This is a genomic window from Streptomyces sp. KL116D (assembly GCF_030766975.1).
GTDB classification, from domain to species: domain Bacteria; phylum Actinomycetota; class Actinomycetes; order Streptomycetales; family Streptomycetaceae; genus Streptomyces; species Streptomyces longispororuber_A.
Genome location: NZ_JASERH010000103.1, coordinates 46218 through 61407 on the forward strand (window position 1 = coordinate 46218; position 15190 = coordinate 61407).

Below are 15190 nucleotides of genomic sequence, written 5' to 3' on the forward strand. Positions count from 1 at the left end.
GCCGCCGAACAGTGTGCGGGAGGCTCGTGGCACAGCGTGCGGCGCAGCCGACATCGGCCGCCACCGCACACCGGATCCTCCCGAAAGGGCCCAGCCCGTTCCCGCGTGCCGAGGAGTCACCGTGGTCATGGAGCAGACGCTCACCCGGCCGGTCCGACCCGTGCAGGTCGGGCCGGCGCTGCGCGGCAGGGAGCGGGAACGGGCCGCGCTGACCGGCCTGCTGGAGCGCGCGGCGCGGGGGACCGGAGGGCTGCTCGTCATCGAGGGACCCCCGGGCTCGGGGAAGACGCGGCTGATCGAGGAGGCGCTGCGGGCGGCCGGGCGCCTCGGGGTGCGCGTGTTCCGCGGTGGCGCCGACCCCGAAGGGCGCACCGTCCCGCTCGGCCCCGTGCTGCGCGCCTTCGCGTCCGGGAGCGATCCGCTGCTCGACGAGCGGCAGTTCGGCGAGTTCGCGCACCTGCCGAACCAGGACTACTGGATCCTCCAGGAGATCCGCGAACAACTGGAGCGGGCGACGCTGGCCGGCCCCGTGGCCGTCCTCGTCGACGACGTCCAGTGGTGCGACGAGTCCAGTCTCCGCGCGCTGCGGAGCCTGCCCGAGGCACTGGCGGGCCACCCCGTCGTCTGGGTGCTCGCGACCCGCACCGCCGGCCTGTCCCGTCCGGCCCGCGCCACCGTGGCCCGCCTGGTGCGCGACGGCGGCCGGAGCCTGCGCCTCGGCCCCCTGGACGGATCCGCGATCCGGGAGCTCGCCCGGGACACGCTCGGGGCCGAGCCCGACGACACCGTGCTCGAACTCGCCGCCCAGGCCGAGGGGAAGCCGCTGCTGCTGCGGGAACTGTTCGAGGGACTGCGGGACGAAGGCGGCGTGGCGGTGCGGTCCGGCCGGGCCCGGCTCACCGGCCCCCGCATCCCCCAGCGCTTCGAGGAGTCCGTCCGGCACCGGCTGTCCCACCTCTCGCCCCTGGCACGGGACTTCGCCGAGGTCGCCTCCGTGCTGGGCCGCTCCTGCTCGGTCGACCTGATGGTCGAACTGCTCGGCGTGCCGCCGGGGTCCCTGGTGGAGCCGCTGCAGGAAGTGCTCGCGGCCGAGCTCATGGTGGAGACCGACGGCCGGATGACCTTCCGCCACGACCTCGTGCGCGAAGCGATCGTGGGTCTGGCACCGGCCGCCCGCCGGCGCTGGCTGCGCCGCCGCGCCGTCGACCTCCAGCTGGCCCGGGGAGTGCCGGTGACGGACGTCGCGGTGCTGCTCGCCGAGAGCGCGGGGCCGGGCGACGACGCGTCCGTGAAGCTGCTGACGCGTGCGGTGTCCGAACTGGCCGCGCGGGCTCCCGCGGCCGCCGCGGAACTCAGCACCAAGGCCCTGCGGCTGCTGGCCGACGACGACACGGACCGGCCCCGCATGATCGCCGGGACCGTCGCCCTGCTGTGGCTCGGCGGCGCACACGCCCGGGCGCTGGAACTGGCCGAGTCCGCGTTCCGCGCACCGGGGACGCTGGACCCGGAGAGCGAGGCCCGGCTGCGCCTGACCCTCGCCGGTCTCGCCAGCCAGCAGTCCTTCACCGAAGCGGTGCGCCAGGGACGGCTGGGAGCGGCCGTCGAGGGCGCGTCCGCCGGACTCAGGGCACACTCGCTGGCCCTGCTGGCGCTGAACCTGACCAGGGGCGGCACGCTGGACGAGGCCCGGCGGACGGCCGCCCGCGCCCGTGCCCTCGCCCGGGAGACCGGCCGGACGGCCGCTGAAGTCGTCGCGCTCACCGCCGAGTCGATCGTCTCCTTCATGCGGGCCGACTGGCAGCAGGCCCACGACGCCGTGGAGCGCGCGGACCGGCTGGCCCGGGACGTGGACCCGGCGGAGCTCCCGTACAAGCCGGGCATGTGGCGGATCTACCTGCACAGCAGCGCGGGCAGCGCCCAGCGGGCGGTGGACGAGGCGGACGAGGGGATCCTGCTCGCCCGCCGGCACGGCCAGGCGGCCACGATGCACTTCTGGACCATGAGCCGGGCCCGCTTCCTGCTCGACGCGGGACGCCTGGAGGAGTCGCGCGCCGAGGCCGAGGGCGTGGTGGCCATGGCCGAGGACCTCGGCTCGGCCGACTTCACCGACACCTCCGTCCGCTATCCCCTCGGCATCGTCGCCCTGCACACCGGAGACCGGCAGGGCGTGCGCAGGGCGGTGCGGGACGCGGCCGAGATGATGCGCGACGACTCGGTGTTCGTGCGCCGCTTCGGCACCTGGCTCGCCGCGCAGGTCGCCGAGTGGCAGGGGGACAGCGAGCGGGCGCTGGAACTCATGCCGCGGGACACGGAGTTCTTCGACGCGGTGCACCCCCGCTTCCCCGTTCCCCTCGACCCCATGGACCAGCCGGCGTTCGTCCGCATCGCGCTGCGGGCCGGTGACCGGGAGCGCGCCGCCGAGGCGGTCGAGGTGGCGCGGCTGCGCGCCGAGGGCAACCCGCTCTTCGCCGGCCTGGCGGCGGCCCACGCGCACGCCCGCGGGCTGCTGACGGACGACGCGGAACTCCTCGCCGAGGCCGTGCAGTTGCACCGGGGCAGCCAACGCCCGATCGCCGTCGCCTCGGCCTGCGAGGACGCGGGCCGCGTCCTCCTCGAGACGTCCGCGGCGCGCGGCACCCGGTACCTGAAGGAGGCCCTGCGCCTGTACGAGGAGTGCGGTGCGCAGTGGCACGCCGAGCGGGTCGCGCGCCGGCTGGCACCGGCCGGTAACCGGACGAGGTCCGACCGGACGAGGCCCGCCGCACGGGCCCAGGACCGGGCGACCGGCTGGGCGAGCCTCTCCCGGGGCGAGCTGCAAGTGGTGCGGCTCGTCGCCCGGGGAGCCACCAACCGTGAGGTGGCGGAGCAGCTCTTCGTCTCCCCGCACACCGTGAACACGTATGTGCGCCGCTCCTTCAAGAAGCTGGGCATCACCTCCCGGGTGGAGCTGGTGCGGATGGCGATGGAGCAGGACCGGGACGGCGGAGCGGCCCGCTGACCGCCGCCACGCGCCCCCGGCACAGCCCTGCCGGGGGCGGGCCCGGCGTGCTCCGGACCGCGTCCCGGGGCTAGGGTCTGTCGCTCCGCTCCGCCTCGGACAGGCCTCCCCAGAAGCCGTAGGCCTCCTTGGTCCCCAGCGCCATGCCGGCGCATTCCTGGAGCACCGGGCAGCCGCGGCAGATCCGGCGGGCGCGCTCCTCCCGTTCGTGGCGCAGACGGCCGCGCTCGCCCGGAGGCGAGTAGAAGACGGAGCTGTCCATACCGCGGCAGGCCGCGCTGCGCTGCCAGTCCCACAGCTCTCCCAGGGGTTTGAGCAGGATGGATCGGCCGGGTCGTCGCATGAGTCCCCTCCTCGGGCTCGTTCGGCGTCGTGGTGCCGCAGAGCCTGTCGGAGCGGGACGACGGAGACATCCGTCGCATGACTGACGTGTCGTCCGTTGCCGGCGACGGGCGCCGGCGCCGGCCCGGGGATCAAGGGCGGCCGGACGTCGCGCCCGGATCCGTGCCGTGGCCGTCCGGCAGCCGGCGGGCGGCCAGGTCGCCGCTGCGCGGCGCCCAGTCGGGACGGCGCAGCGGACCGCGCAGCCTCCCCATGACCTCGGCCGGGGAACCGTCGATCACGGACCGCGCGGGGAACACGCTGCGCTGCTTGACGCACGCGCCGGAGCCGACGAGGGACTCGGTTCCGATGCGGCACCGGCCGTCGAGGAGGGCGCCCGCCTCCACCACCGTTCCGCTGCCCACGTGACAGCCCTGGAGGACCGCGCCCGGGCCGATCACCACGTCGTCCTCGATGACCAGGTCGGAGTCGGGCAGCGGGCGCAGCACGGTGTTCTCCAGGATCGTGACGCGCGCCCCGATCCGTACGGCGCCGGACGAGTCACCGGTGATGCGCACCCCGCCGGCGATGAGCGCGTCCTCGCCGACGACCACGTCGCCCACGAGTTCCGCGCTGTCGGCCAGCAGGGCCGAGGCCGCCAGCCGAGGGGACGCGCCGCGGTACGAGTAGAGCCGGCCCAAGGATGCTCCCGAGAAGATCGCCGCCGGCGGCGCCGGAGGTCGGACTCCGGATCGTAGGACGTCCCGGGGGCGTGGCACGGCCCGCGGCCCGCACACTGCCCGGGCGACCCCGGAGGTCTGCCCCATGGGTCGGTCGGACGCGGCCCTACGGACCGAGCACCGAAGGGAGTTGGCCGCGCGAGGAGACGCCCACCTTCATGAAGACGCGGGAGAGATGGCTGGCGACGGTGCGGTGCGTCAGCCCCAGCTGCCAGGCGATCCGCTGGTTGGTCAGCCCGTCCGCGGCCAGCGCCGCGACCTCCGCCTCCCTGGGGGTGAGGCGGAAGCGGGCCGCCCAGTCCGGGGGCGCCGTCGTCGCCTCGCCGGCCGCGATCAGCTCCGAGGCGGCGCCCCGCGCCCAGGCGTCCGCGCCCAGGGCGGTGAAGACGTCGTGGGCCTCCTGGAGATGGGTACGGGCCTCCAGCACGCGGCGCCGCCTGCGCAGCCACTGCCCGAAGGCGAGCTCGGTGCGGGCCCGCTCGTAGCGCAAGGGTTCGCCACGGGCCGTCAGCGCCGCCCTGAAGTGCCGTTCGGCCTCCTCGCCCTCGCTCAACAGGGCACGGGAGCGGGCCACGAGGACGCCCAACAGCGGTGAGTCCAGCCGGCGGTCGACCTCCGCCGCGCGCCGCACCGGCTCGTGGACCTCGTCGGCGCGGCCGGTGGCGACGGCGGCGGCGACGTAGTCGCCCAGCGCCCAGTGCGCGACGACCGGGTGCCAGGCGTCCCCGCTGTCCGAGGCGAGCATCCGCAGTTCCTCCACGGCGTCCTCCGGCCGGCCGTGGACGAGCGCCATCAGCCCCCGCGCCCAGCGGGCCCGGGCCGCGAGTATCTGCAGCCGGCGCGGCAGGGCGTACGCCAGTACCTCGTCGGTGACGGCCTGGTGGCCCTCCTCCTCGCCCGTCCAGGCCCGCGCCTGGGCCACCCCGGCCCGCAGCGCCACCTGCGCCGGGGTGTCCTGCGCCGCCCCGGCCCAGCGGCGGCCCAGCTCGGCGTCCCGCTCCGCGGCGGGCCCGAGCCCCAGGTGGAGGTGGGCGATCTGCCGGTGCACGAGCACGGTCAGGGCCGGCCCGAAGTGCCCCGACTCCGCCTGGGCGTCCAGGAGGTGACCGCTGATCAGGTCCGCGGTGACCGGGTCGTCGAGAGCGGTCGCCATGACGACGTGGGCGACGTCGTGGCCTGCGTCGTGGGCGGCGCCGTGCGGCAGGTTCTTTGGGGGTGCTCCTGACGCGTGCCGCGCCGCCGCCGCGGCCAGCAGGGGGCGTGCCCGGGCGCCGTAGGCCGCGCGGTCCGTCCAGCACAGGGACGACAGGACCTCGGGATCGTCCGCCCGCCCCGGTTCCGTGAGCTCGGCCTCCAGAGCGGGCCGCAGGATCTGCTCCGCCGCGGGACGGAACAGCGCCGGGGCGAGCGCGTGGGCGACGGCGACGAACGGGGCGGGCCGGCGCGTGCTGGGCGCGGCGGCCGAACGGGACAGCACGGACAGGGCGTGTTCCGGCACACCGTCGGTGAGGTAGGCGACCCGGGCCTCCAGCGCGCAGGCCTCCGCGGTCAGCGACGCGGGCAACGGGCCGGCCATCAGCCGGCCGACGAGGTGGCGCAGCATCGGGACCTGCCCGCTCAGGTCGGCGGCGTGCGCGGCCTTGACGAGCCGTGCGGCCCGGCCCTGCGCGGTGGGGCTGAGGTCGGCGGCCCGCTCCAGGGCGGCCACGGACTGCGGCGGGTCGGCCGGAGCGCCCGCTTCGAGGGCAGCGGCGGTGGCTTCGTCGGGACCGGTGGACGCGGCGGCGGCGTGCAGGGCGCGCAGGTACGGCCGGCCGGTGTGGGCCTCGGCCAACGCCACGTGGGCGGGGAGCCGTTGGCCGGGGGACGCGCTCCAGTGGAGGGCGGCCGGGAGCAGCGGGTGGGTGAAGCGCAGCCGTCCGTCGGCGACCTCCACCAGACCGGCGCGCCGCGCGGCGTGCATTCCGCCCGTGCCGTGGCCACCGGCCCGCGCGGCCGCCAGCAGGACGTCGACGCGGTCGGTGTGGGAGACGGCGGCCAGCAGCAGGAAGTCCTGCGCCGTCGCGGGCACCCGGTCGAGCAGCGAGCAGACCGTGTGCTGGAGCCGCTCGCCGAGGGGCAGCCGCGGAGCCAGCAGCGACGCCGCCGGAGCGCCCGAGGCCGGCAGGGCGCCCGCGATGCCGATGATGCCGGCCGGATTTCCGCCGGCCTCCGCGAGGACGCGCGAACGCAGCCGGGCCGGCAGGAACCGGACCTGGGCGTCCAGCAGCCGTTCGCCGTCCGCGGGGGCCAGCGGGCCGAGTCTGAGCTGCGGGGAGCGACGGGCGAAGCCCCTCCGGTCGCCGCGCTGCGTGGCGATCACCAGCGCCACCGGCCCGCGCATCCCCTGGACCGCGGAGGTCAGGGCCTTCAGCGACGTCGTGTCGAACCACTGGGCGTCGTCGAGGGCGATCAGCAGCGGAGCGGGGGCGCCCGCCGCCCCTTCCGGGTCCCCGCACAGGGCCTGGACGAGGGCCGTCCCCGCCGCGAGGTGATCCTCCGCCGCGGCGACGACGCGGGTGGCGAGGGACTCGCCGCCCGGGTGCTGCCGGTCCGCCTCCTCCCGGCCGGGAGCGGGCAGTTGGGGCAGGAACTGGGTCAGTCCGGCTCCCGGCACGTCCGCCTCCGCCCGGTGGCCGGTGCCCCGCACGACGCGGAACCCCGCTCGCCGGGCCCGGGCCACGGTCTCGTGCAGCACGGCGCTCTTGCCGACGCCGAGGGGTCCGGTGACGACGAGGATCCCTCCGCCGTCCGCCGCGCCGGACAGGAACCGCTCCACGCCCAGCAGTTCGGCGTCGCGACCGATCAGGCCGCCGTCGACGGGCGGGTCCTCGCCCTCCGGCGATTGCGGGGCAGGGCGATCCCGCCGGTGGTCGACATGGGGTGTGTGCACGCGTCCGCCTCCTGTGAACAGGGCAGTGCCGGTTGCCGGGGCAATGACCCGAGGTGGGGGAGTTCGCTGGCGAGCATCGACGGTGCCGGCGTGGGGAATGCGGGAAGCCGTGAGCAGTCATCGGGTCCTGGTGTGCAGTCACACTACACATCACAACGTGTCGAACGCTGCGTTCGGGTCGGGTTCGGGGCCACACCGTGCGGCGATCCGGGCGCCGCGCACCAGAAACGCCTGCTGCCCGGCGCCGCCACCGCCCCGCACGGCCGTCACCACCACGACGACCAGCGAGAACGGCAGAGGTGACACGGCGGGGAACCAGGAAAGACCGTTGTCGCACGACCATGCGATGCGCGGCGCCTCCTCCTGATGCCACGGTACGTGTGACACCGGAATCGAACGTCCTCCGGTGGTGGGGCGGACAGAGGGGCGGCAGCCATGCAGACGACGACTTCTCCGGGACCGGCGCGACCGTCCGGAGCCGAAGCTCCGGGCACCGCGGCACGGACGGGCCTGGCCGAGGCGCTGACACGGACGTCCGCGGTGCACGGGTACCGCGACGTGCTGGACGCGCTGGGCTCGGCCCTCGACGACGCCGCGACCGGCCGCGGTTCGGCGGTCGTCGTCCGGGGCGAGCCGGGCAGCGGCAAGAGCACACTGCTGCGCCGGGCCGCGGACGCGGCGGTGGCCGAGGGGTGGCAGGTCTTCCAGATCTGCGGCGTCCCCGGCGCCGCCCCACCGTTCGGTGCGCTGCGTTCCCTGGCCTATCCGGTGCTCAACGCGTGCCGCGACCTGCCCGAGACGCTGCGCAGCGCCCTGCTCGACACGCTGGCCGGCGCGGCCGGGGCCGACGACGCGCTGCTCGCCTACTCCGGCCTGCGCCAGCTCCTGCTCGTCGTCGCCCGCCGCCGCCCCACCCTGGTGATCGTCGACGACTTCCAGTGGCTGGACTCCGGATCCGCGAAGGCGCTGGCGTACCTGGCCCACCGGCTCACCGGGAGCCGGCTGGTGCTGCTGGCCGCCACCGGCCAGGACCGGCCGGGCCCGCTCGACGGCAACGGCACCCACGAACTGGTCCTCACCGGCCTCGACGACCGGGCCGCCGGCCTGGTCCTCGACGACCGCCACCCCGACCTCGCCGCCCGCACCCGTGCCGCGATCACCGCGGCGGCCCAGGGCAACCCGCTGCTGCTCGTCGACCTCCCCTCGGCGCTGACGGCCGCCCAGCGCCGGGGGGAGGCGGACCTGCCCGACCCGCTCCCGGTCGGCGCGGCCGTGGAACGCTCCCTCGGCGGCCCGTTCCGTGAACTCCCCACGGACACCCGCGTGATGCTCTCCCTCCTCGACACCGCCCAGGGCGTGGCGACGAGGAAGGACGTGCTGTCGGCGGCGGCGACGCTCGGCATCGACGCGGCCGCGCTCGTCGTCGCGGAACGGGCCGGTCTGGTGACCGGCGACCAGGTACTCCGCTTCCGCACACCGGCCCACCGCTGTCTGGCCGCGTCGACGGCCCCGCCACCGGTCCGCAGCCTCGCCCGGTCGGCCTGGGCCGACTACGGGTACGCGCGCCTCGGCGGTCACGAGTACGGGCCGGACGACGCGCGGGAGCCGGCCGCGGCGCGGGAATCCACCGCCCGGCGCCTCGAGGCCCTGGCACGGTCCGCGCTCCGCGGCGGGAACTGGGGCACGGCGTACCGGGCGCTGCGGCACTGCGGAGAGATGAGCTCCAGCCCGGCGCACCGCGCCGACCGGTACGCGGAGGCCGGGGCGGCGGCGCTGCGGGCCGGCCGCTCCGGCGAGGCACTCGCGCTGATCCGTGACCTGCCCGCCGCCCAGAGCACGGCCGATACCGCCCGCACGGTGGAACTCGTGCGCGCCTGCGCCGAGTTCGACACGGTGTGCCAGGTCGAGAGCAGCAGTGTGCGGCTGGCCGGCGCGCTGCGCGCCGCCCGGGGGGACGGCGCCGAGCTCCGGGACGCGGCGGCGCTGCGGCTGGCCGAGTCCGGCTCGCTCCGGCTCTCGGCCGAACCCGCGAGGATCGCGGCGGACTGGCTGCGGACCCACCCGGACGTGGGAGGCGAGCCGCTGCGCATCGCCGTCGCCGCCCACCTGACGCCGGTGACGGGAGCGGCGGAGATCCGGGAGCGGCTGGCGGCGGCGGTCGACGCGTTCCACCGGGCGGCCGCCGACCCGTCCGACCCCCGGGAGCTGGTCTGGCTCGCGGACGCCGCACTGCGCATCGACGAAGCGGGCCCGGCCGAACTCCTGGTGACCTCCGCGCTGCGACGGCTCGACGCGGGCGACCGCAGCCGCATCCGGCACTGCGAGGCGCTCCAGGCGGACCTGATGCTGACCAGCGGCCGGTGGACGGACCTGCGCGAGTTCGCGGAACCACGCCGCGCAAGGGCGAGACGGGAGGGCGTGGGCCGTCACGACATCGACGTCACCGCGCGTCTCCTCGTGGTCCACGCCTGCCAGGGACGGCACGAGGAGGCCGAGACGCTGCTGGCCGAGGTCCACCGGTGGGGCATCGACCACGGATCGGCCCACCACGTCCGACTCGCCGCCCACGCGCGTCATCTGCTCGCCCTCGGCAGGGGCGACGACACGTCGTCGCTGCCGGTCTCCGCCGACCTGCTCACCAGCGCCGTCGCGCGCCGCGCCTACGTCGACACGGTCCGGGCCGCGCTCGCCCGGGGAGACGACCGGGCCGCACGCGCGCTGCACCGGCGCGCCGCCGCGGTCCGGCCGGCGGACGTCTCGGCCGAGACGGTGACGGCGGTCCGGCACGGAGCCGCCCTGCTCGCCGCCCACGAGGGCGCGCCGGACACCGACGAGCGGTTCCGGCACGCACTCGACTCCGCCGCCGCGTCGGCGCGCCCCTTCGACCGGGCCCGGCTGGCCCTGGACTACGGGCGGTGGCTGCGCAGACAGCGGGACACGGCCGCGGCCCGCACCCAACTGCGGGCGGGCCAGGACGTGTTCGCCCGGCTCGGCGCCGCGCCGTGGCGCGACATGGCGCTCGCCGAACTGCGTGCCATCGGAGTCAGCGCACGGGACACGGACCCGGAGGCCGTCACCACTCCCGGTGCGGCGTTCCTGTCCGCGCAGGAACGCAGGATCGCGAAGCTCGCCGCCCAGGGCCTTTCCAACCGGCAGATCGCCGACCAGCTGTTCATCTCGCCGCGGACCGTGGGATCCCATCTGTACAAGGTGTATCCGCGGCTCGGGGTCAGCTCGCGCCGCGAACTCATGGGCGCGCTGCGCAGGTCCGGGGAGTCCGCATGACGGCCGGGTCGACGCTGGCGGTGCCGGCGCGGGTCCCCGCGGCGCCCGGGAGCCGCACGCCGCTCACCGCCGTGCCGGACCAGGCCCGGTACAGCACCGGCGACGGCGGTCCTGCACCGGTCGGGGCCCGGCAGCCGGAGGACCTCCTCACCGTCACGGTGATCGCGGGCGACGCGCTCACGGCCGAAGGCGCCGAGGCGTACCTCCGCGCGGCGGAGGCGGTGCGCGTGGTCGAGTGGGGCGCCTGGGAGGACGTCGACATCGCCCTGGTCCTCGACCACCAGGTGACGGACAGGACGCTCGCGTGGATGGACCGCGTCGGCCAGGAGACGGCGGCCCGCGGCGGGCTGCCCATCCTGCTGGTGGCCGACACGATCGGCGAACCCGAACTCGTCCGCGCGGTCCGCCACGGCCTCGTCGGCGTCCTGCTGCGCAGCGAGGCCGACTACGCCCGGGTCCTGAAGGCCGCGCGCAACGCCCTGGACGGCGACGCCCCCATGCCCGCGCGACTGGTGCGCTCACTGGTCGACGGCATGCGCACGCTCGCCACGGCCGCCGAACGGCACGGCATCGAACTGTCGGTACGGGAGGTCGACGTGCTGCGTCTGATCGCCGAGGGACTGAGCACCACCGACGTGGCGGTCCGGCTCAACTACTCGGAGCGCACGATCAAGAACGTGCTGCACGAACTGATCTCCCGTCTGGGACTGCGGAACCGTACGCACGCCGTGGCCTACGCGATCCGGCGAGGAGTGGTGTGACGATGGCGACGATCGGAACCAGGCTGCGGACGCTCCGCAGGACCAAGGGACTCAGCCTCCGCGCACTGGCCGCGACGGTGGGGGTGTCACCGACCCTGCTGAGCCAGGTCGAGCGCGGCGTCACCGAGCCCAGCCTCGCCACCCTGCGCCGGCTGGCGGACGTCCACGCGGTGTCCGTCGCCGACCTGTTCGCGCCCGACGAGAAGCTGCCCACCGAGGTGAGCCGGCCCGGCGAGCGACCCGTGCTGCGCAGTCCGCGCGGCTCCGTCCTCTACGAACGCGTCACCCCGAGCAACGGCACGCTGGAGGTCTTACGGGCGGTCCTCGAACCCGGCGACGCCAGCAGCGACGAACCCTGGAGCCACTCCTCGGTCGAGTGCGCCTACGTCGTCACCGGCATGCTGACCGCGGACATCGACGGCAGTACCCGGACGGTGCGCGCGGGCGAGGCCATCACCTTCGACGCGGGAATCCCGCACCGCTATCTCAACGAGGCGCGGGAAACGGTGGAGTTCGTGATCGCCACGAGCCCACCGGCCTGAGACCCCAACCGGCACCGCACCCAGGACCCCGCCACGCCCGTGATCAAGAGTCCGCTCCGGGCGGACGACCAGCGGTAGCCGCCCGCTCCGGTGGGCGCATCCTCGCTTAGGATGCCCTCACTCGAGGCGGGGAGAGGCGGCCGTACGTGCACGGTGCCGGTGGTGGCGGGGCGGATTTTGGCGGGAGACCGGACGGCGGGCGCGGGCTGCCGGACGTCCCGGACGCCTGGCAGCCGCCCAGGATCCGCGGCCGGGACGACGCGCTCGGCCTGGTACGGGCCGCGCTGCGACGGCTGGAGGGCCGGCCGGGCCCGGAAGTGATCGTCATCGAAGGCGTGCCCGGCTCGGGCAAGACGCGCCTGCTGGACGAGGCGTGCGCGCTCGCCCGCGCCGCGGGAGTGCGCGCGTACAAAGGAGGCGGCGACCCCGACGGGCAACTCGTGCCCATGGGCCCGCTCCTCGACGCCCTGCTGGCCACCGACGCACCCGTCCTGGACCGCTCGGCCCTGCGCTCCGGGGCACGGGCCGCCGACCACCGCTCGTGGCTGCTGCGCGAGGTCGGGGACCGGCTGGAGCAGGCGGCGTCGAAGCAGCCGCTCGTCATCGCCGTGGACGACGTCCAGTGGTGCGACGAGGCCACCCTCCGCGCGCTGCACACCCTGCCGGAACTGCTGTCGGACCGGGCCGTCCTGTGGATCGTGGCCTCCCGCGGCGAGGCACCCGAAGCCGTCCGCCGGACCCTGGACCGGTTGAAGGAGACGGGCGCGAGCGCGCTCTCCCTGACCCCGCTGGACAGTGCCGCGGTCGCGGACGTGGTGGCCGACCTGCTGTCGATCACCCCGGGACCCGACGTCCTCGAAGCCGCCCGCGGCGCCGAGGGCCGCCCCCTGCTGATCGTCGAACTCGTCCGGGGACTGCGGGAGGAGGGCCTGCTCGTCCGCGCGGGCGACCAGGCCAGACTGGTCGGCGGCCGCGTGCCCCTGCGGTTCCGGGACTCCGTCGACCAGCGGCTCCGGCAGGTCTCCGAGATCACCCAGGAACTCGTCAGGGTGGCCTCGGCGCTGGGGCGGGAGACCCCGGTCGGCCAGCTCTCCGAACTGATGGACCGCAAGCCGGGCGAACTGCGCGCCGCCGTGCGGGAGGCGCTCGCGACGGACCTGATGGTCGGGGACGGCGTGCACCTGCGCTTCCGCCACGACCTGATCAGGGAGGCCGTCAAGGCGGGCATCCCCACCACGGTCCTGCTGCTCCTGCGCCGCCGGGCCGCGGAGCTGCAACTCCGCCACGGCGTACCGGAGGTGGAGGTCGCCGCGCTCGTCGCGGAGAGCGCGGAGCCGGGCGACCGCTGGGCGATCGGCGTCCTGCGCAGGGCGGCCGCCGCACTCGCCTCGGACGAACCGTCGATGGCGGCCGAGATCAGCCGGCGGGCCCTTGACCTGGCCCGGGCGGGCACCGAGGAGCGCGGACCGCTGTTCGCCGAGACGGTCGACCTGCTCCGGCGCAGCGGTCGGGCCGCGGAGGCGCGGACCCTGGGCGACCGGGCGCTCGGGGAGATGCTGGCACCGGAGGCCGAGGGCCGCGTCCGCCTCGCCTTGGCCAGGGTCGCCGCCCGCCGCTCCTTCACGGACGCGGCCCGCCAGTGCCGGGACGGGCTGTCGCTGCCCGCGCTCCCCGCCGGCCTGCGCGCCGAGCTGCTGGCCATGCTCTGCGTCGCGCTCGCCTGCGGCGGCGACGTCGAGGAGGCCGGACGCCTGATCCCGGCCGCGCTGCGGAGCGTGCGGGAGGCCGGGAACCCCGCGGCCGAGGCCGCCGTGCTGTCCGGCGAGTCCGTGGTGTGGTTCTACCACCACGACATGGACCTGGCCCTGCGCAGGATCGAGGAGTCCATCGCACTCGGCGGGCGCGCCGAAGGACCGACGGCCCCGCCCGCGCAGCAGGACCCGCGCCCGCGCGCCTGGCGGAGCCTGCTGCGCGGTGCCGTGGGCGACACGGACGGCGCCCTCGAACTCCTCGACGCGCAGTTGCGGCAGGGCCTGTTCGACGGACCGGACGCCTCCCGGACCGTGCTCATGACCCGCTGCCGGCTCTTCCTGGACGCGGGCCGGCTGGCGGAGGCCCGGGCCGAGGCGGAGGCCGTCCTCGCCCTGCCCGAGACCGACGAGGGCGACGAGCCCGCCGACTGCGCGGACGCCGCCGCCCACTACGTCCTCGGCCGCACCGCCCGGCACCGCGGAGACCTGGCGGGCTCGCGCACGGCGGCGGAGCACGCGCGCCGGATGATGGCCGACGAATCGGCGCTGACCCGGAACACCGGGGCCTGGCTCGGCGCGCTGTCGGCCGACGCGCTCGGCGACCGCGAGGAGGTCGACCGCTGCACCCGGTACGCGGCCGACGCCTTCGAACGGCCGGGCCCCGCCCTGGCCGGACCGGAGGACGCCACGGACTACGTCCTGTACGTGCGGATCACCCTGCGGGCCGGTCTGCGGGACCGGGCGGAGGCGGCGGTCAGGGCCGCGGAGCGACGCGCGGTCGCCGGCCCCGGGTTCCCCGTGTTCGCGGCCGCGGCGGCGCACGCCAGGGCCCTGCTCACCGACGACGTGGACCTGCTGCGGCGCGCGGCGCTCCTGCTGGCGGACGGACCGCGGCGGATCGCCCGCGCCTCGGTCCTCGAGGACCTCGCGGTCGCGTCGGCAGCCGCGGGGGAGGACGCGGGGGAGGCCGCGGGCGAGGATGCCGTCGGCCACCTCGACCGGGCCCTCGACCTGTACGTCCGGGCGGGCGCCGACCGGGACGTGGACCGGGTGCGGCGCCGCCTGCGGGACCTGGGCGTGCGGCGCGGGGCGACGGACGGCGCGGGACGCTTCGGTCTCACCGCCGCCGAGGTGCGGGTCGTGCGGCTGATCGCGCAGGGCGCGACGAACCGGGCGGTCGCCGAGGCGCTGTTCCTCTCGCCCCACACGGTGAGTTCACACCTGCGCCACGCGTACGCCAAGCTCGGGGTCACCTCCCGGGTGGAGCTCGCCCGGGTCTTCGCGGAGCTGGAGGGCGACGTCCGCGCGGACCCGCGCCGGGCGGACGTCAGTCACGGCCCAGCAGACGGCCGGTGAGGGCGTCCCAGTCGACGAGCGTGCTCTCGCTGCCCGCGGGCACCAGCGCGTAGGTGCGCTCCAGCCACCGCTCGATCTCCGGCAGGTCCGCCTCGAACGTGACCTGACCGTCGGGGCGGTGGAGGCTGAAGAACAAGTAGGGGGTCGGGTGGTGGCGTCGGCACGAGGGCCACACCTTGAAGTCGCCCTCGCCGCTCGGTGTCCTGGTGCCGGCCCGCAGGAGGTCGCGGGACACCGTCCAGGTGATGCACATGCCGGTCGCGAGGATGAGGTCGATCCCGACCGCGTACGGATCGTCACGGTGGTAGCGGAAGCGGCATCCGACGGTCATGCGGTCCCCGAGCGTGAACAACCGTCGGATGTCCGTGAGCAGTTCGGGGACCTCTTCGCGGGCGGAGTCTTCGCGTTCGATGTGCGGCTGTCTGTCGGGCATGTCGTTGCTCGCTTCCAGGCTGGCGGATGCCTGACATCGTGTGGCGGCCGCGTCCGGCAGGCATCGGTAGA

At 75.9% G+C, this 15190-nt stretch carries 10 protein-coding genes; 5 read left to right on the forward strand and 5 right to left on the reverse strand.

Annotated elements, in window-relative coordinates:
- Positions 1-127 precede the first annotated feature (127 nt).
- Positions 128-2998, forward strand: coding sequence for an AAA family ATPase (locus RBJ77_RS40420; RefSeq protein WP_372349530.1), 2871 nt, complete (start codon positions 128-130; stop codon positions 2996-2998).
- A gap of 70 nt (positions 2999-3068) precedes the next feature.
- On the opposite strand, the gene RBJ77_RS40425 is transcribed toward RBJ77_RS40420, so the two are convergent.
- The 4 genes from RBJ77_RS40425 to RBJ77_RS40440 form a co-directional block, all read right to left on the reverse strand.
- The gene (locus RBJ77_RS40425; protein WP_372349531.1) at positions 3069-3341 is read right to left on the reverse strand and encodes a WhiB family transcriptional regulator; all 273 of its coding nucleotides are present in this window, start codon (positions 3339-3341) and stop codon (positions 3069-3071) included.
- Positions 3342-3471: 130 nt separating this feature from the next.
- On the reverse strand, positions 3472-4020 hold the full coding sequence (locus tag RBJ77_RS40430; protein ID WP_372349532.1) for a gamma carbonic anhydrase family protein: 549 nt from the start codon (positions 4018-4020) through the stop codon (positions 3472-3474).
- A gap of 145 nt (positions 4021-4165) precedes the next feature.
- Positions 4166-6991, reverse strand: a complete 2826-nt coding sequence (locus RBJ77_RS40435) for an AAA family ATPase (RefSeq protein ID WP_372349533.1) — start codon at positions 6989-6991, stop codon at positions 4166-4168.
- Between the two features lie 150 nt (positions 6992-7141).
- Positions 7142-7297 carry a hypothetical protein gene (locus RBJ77_RS40440; RefSeq protein ID WP_372349534.1) on the reverse strand — a complete coding sequence of 52 codons (156 nt, stop codon included), beginning with the start codon at positions 7295-7297 and terminating at the stop codon, positions 7142-7144.
- Positions 7298-7426: 129 nt separating this feature from the next.
- Here RBJ77_RS40440 and RBJ77_RS40445 point away from each other — a divergent pair, with 129 nt between their 5' ends.
- From RBJ77_RS40445 to RBJ77_RS40460, 4 genes are all read left to right on the forward strand, one after another.
- Positions 7427-10276 (forward strand): AAA family ATPase, encoded by a 2850-nt coding sequence (locus tag RBJ77_RS40445; RefSeq protein ID WP_372349535.1) that lies wholly within the window; start codon positions 7427-7429, stop codon positions 10274-10276.
- Positions 10273-11037: a response regulator transcription factor gene (locus RBJ77_RS40450; protein WP_372349536.1), complete on the forward strand. Its 765-nt coding sequence runs from the start codon at positions 10273-10275 to the stop codon at positions 11035-11037. The genes RBJ77_RS40445 and RBJ77_RS40450 overlap by 4 nt, the downstream gene beginning before the upstream one ends.
- Positions 11038-11039: 2 nt before the next feature.
- Positions 11040-11579, forward strand: a complete 540-nt coding sequence (locus tag RBJ77_RS40455; protein ID WP_372349537.1) for a helix-turn-helix domain-containing protein — start codon at positions 11040-11042, stop codon at positions 11577-11579.
- Positions 11580-11725: 146 nt separating this feature from the next.
- On the forward strand, positions 11726-14686 hold the full coding sequence (locus RBJ77_RS40460) for an AAA family ATPase (protein ID WP_372349538.1): 2961 nt from the start codon (positions 11726-11728) through the stop codon (positions 14684-14686).
- Here RBJ77_RS40460 and RBJ77_RS40465 read toward each other — a convergent pair.
- Positions 14658-15119, reverse strand: a complete 462-nt coding sequence (locus RBJ77_RS40465) for an SsgA family sporulation/cell division regulator (RefSeq protein ID WP_372349539.1) — start codon at positions 15117-15119, stop codon at positions 14658-14660. The genes RBJ77_RS40460 and RBJ77_RS40465 overlap by 29 nt on opposite strands.
- Between the last annotated feature and the right edge of the window lie 71 nt (positions 15120-15190).

Coding starts and splice junctions, on each gene's coding strand:
- RBJ77_RS40420 (WP_372349530.1), top strand. CDS start 128: ATGGAGCAGACGCTCACCCGGCCGGTCCGACCCGTGCAGGTCGGGCCG.
- RBJ77_RS40425 (WP_372349531.1), bottom strand. CDS start 3,341: ATGCGACGACCCGGCCGATCCATCCTGCTCAAACCCCTGGGAGAGCTG.
- RBJ77_RS40445 (WP_372349535.1), top strand. CDS start 7,427: ATGCAGACGACGACTTCTCCGGGACCGGCGCGACCGTCCGGAGCCGAA.
- RBJ77_RS40450 (WP_372349536.1), top strand. CDS start 10,273: ATGACGGCCGGGTCGACGCTGGCGGTGCCGGCGCGGGTCCCCGCGGCG.
- RBJ77_RS40455 (WP_372349537.1), top strand. CDS start 11,040: ATGGCGACGATCGGAACCAGGCTGCGGACGCTCCGCAGGACCAAGGGA.
- RBJ77_RS40465 (WP_372349539.1), bottom strand. CDS start 15,119: ATGCCCGACAGACAGCCGCACATCGAACGCGAAGACTCCGCCCGCGAA.